Origin of the sequence: uncultured Campylobacter sp. (assembly GCF_937890585.1) — a bacterium.
Taxonomy (GTDB): Bacteria; Campylobacterota; Campylobacteria; order Campylobacterales; family Campylobacteraceae; genus Campylobacter_A.
In genome coordinates this window covers 1-2,107 of record NZ_CALACG010000334.1, presented here as the reverse complement: position 1 = coordinate 2,107, position 2,107 = coordinate 1, and the positions used below count along the sequence as shown (strand labels likewise).

Genomic DNA, 2,107 nt, shown 5'->3' with positions numbered 1-2,107 from the left:
TACTAGCGACTACCTCGTAGGTTTTAGCCTCTCTTACGACATTTCTATCGTCTCCAAAGCCCGGTTTTATCGTGATCTCGTAGCTATTTTGCGGTTTAAACTCATCACTTGTGATATCGATGTAATAATCATACCCCTCAAGCTCAGAATTTGGCACGCCATTTTCATCGTCATTTTTATATGCCACGTCGCTTATGCTAAAACTTTTTACGCCTTTGATCTTTATAAATTTCTTTAGATTATTGTCATCGCTTAGCCACTCTTTTAGATAAATTCTAAATGCTAAGATCCCATTATCAAGGCTTGTTGGATAGATTTTAGCTATCTCAAAGCTTTTAGCTTCGGCATTTATATTTACGCTCTCATCGCTTGCTTGCTCACTAAATTTCACCACGCCATCGCCTGCTAGTTTAGCGCCAAATTTACTCTCAAAATTTTCTCCAAACTCAAAAATAGGCTCGCTTATATTTTTATCAAGATCAAGCTCAAAGCTGTTTTGAGAGAGCTGCAAGGCGTTAAAGCTTGCGCTTTTTACGGCTATTTTTTTCACAAGCTCTTCGCTAACTTCGTCATTAAATTTAAGGATAAATTTGCTATCAGTGAGCTTTTCTATCTTCTCAAGCGCAAATTCTTTCGTCTCAAAGCTAGCACTGCTGCCATTTTCTAACTTACAGCTGTATTTAGCACCTGCGTGCATATCTTTTGTAAAAAGCGTAAGGCTTTGAGCGTTAAATTTCACCGTGCCGCTTAGCGCTGGCTCGCACGAGATAAGCTTTTTCTCGCTTAGCGTGCCTATGAGATTCTTGCTAACATCATCTTCTAGTCCAAATTCCACGCTTAAAGGCGACTTCACCTCGACATTGCCATTTAGACTTAAAGCATATAAATTTACTGCTCCTAAAAGTGCTAGAAGTAGCGCTTTTTGCTGCATTTTATCTCCTTAGTTTTATTGTTATTTCACTTTGATTTGAGTTTTGATCAAGGCATTTTAAAGTGTGCTCGCCAAGAGTTAGATCTAGCCTTTTTTCACTTGCATTTTCTATCTTAGAAAAGTTCAAATCATCCACTTTTAGGTAAATTTCATCACCTAAAAACGCGTAGCATTTTAGCATAATTTGTGTTACATTTTCATCTGTCACGATCTCTTCGCCGTCATACGGATAGGCAAAAACTGGCTTTTTGTCTTTGTAAACTTCAGCGCAAGGGCTATTTTTGACCTCGTCTTTGTCTAAAAAGCCATTTTTTATCAAAAACTCAAGCTCCTCGCCCCTTAAACTCTCGCACTTATCTTGCAGTTTAACTCCAACTATCCTATCATCAAGCGCCGTTTTTTTGCATGTTTCATAACTAAAAGCATCAAGGCAGGTTGGCACTTTTTCAATGCCCTCTGGCTCGCTCATAAACTCTAAATTTTGCCTTTGTGCCGTGATCTTAAACATATCAAAAACGATCTTTGAAACGTCATTTAGCCCAGTTAGCTTGTCAGTTTTTTCGGCGTTAAAGTTGCCCACCCAAACGGCTATCGTGTAGTTTTCATTGACACCTATGGCGTAAAGATCGCGTGAGTTTGCACTTGTACCTGTTTTAAAGGCGATTTTTGGCGTATTTTGCGCATATTGCCAAGCATTTTTTAGATACGACCTTGAGGCCTCACTCATCATTTTGGCGGTTAGATATGCGCTTTGAGGCGAGATGAGGGTTATGTTTTTATCTTCATTTTTGTAGTTTTTGCCAGCAAACTCAAGCGGCCTATAAACACCCTCATTTGCGTATATCGTATAAAGATGCGCAAGATCAAGCGGGCTTATCTCAGCACTGCCTAAAACTATCGAAGAGCCGTAAAATTCCTTGTTTTCATCAACTAAATTTACCTTTTCAAGTAGCTCATAAAGCGAGTTATCTTTTAGCTTTAAGTCTAAATTTATGACTGGGATATTTAGGCTAAAATTTAGAGCGTCCTTTGCGCTTACAAGCCCCAAAAAGTCGTTACTAAAGTTCTTTGGCACATATTCATTCAGATAAATTTGCGTATCGATTAGCTGCGAGTTTGGCGTGATAAGCCCTGTCTCTTATACACATCTCCGAGCCCACGAGACCGTACTAGATC

The 2,107-nt window shown here is 39.1% G+C and carries 1 protein-coding gene and 1 pseudogene; both read right to left on the bottom strand.

Annotation, left to right across the window (positions count from 1 at the left end):
- Positions 1–931, bottom strand: a pseudogene (locus Q0296_RS10100) (alpha-2-macroglobulin); the annotation flags it as partial.
- Between the two features lies 1 nt (position 932).
- The gene (locus Q0296_RS10095; protein WP_298040205.1) at positions 933–2,057 is read right to left on the bottom strand and encodes a penicillin-binding transpeptidase domain-containing protein; all 1,125 of its coding nucleotides are present in this window, start codon (positions 2,055–2,057) and stop codon (positions 933–935) included.
- Positions 2,058–2,107 lie beyond the last annotated feature (50 nt).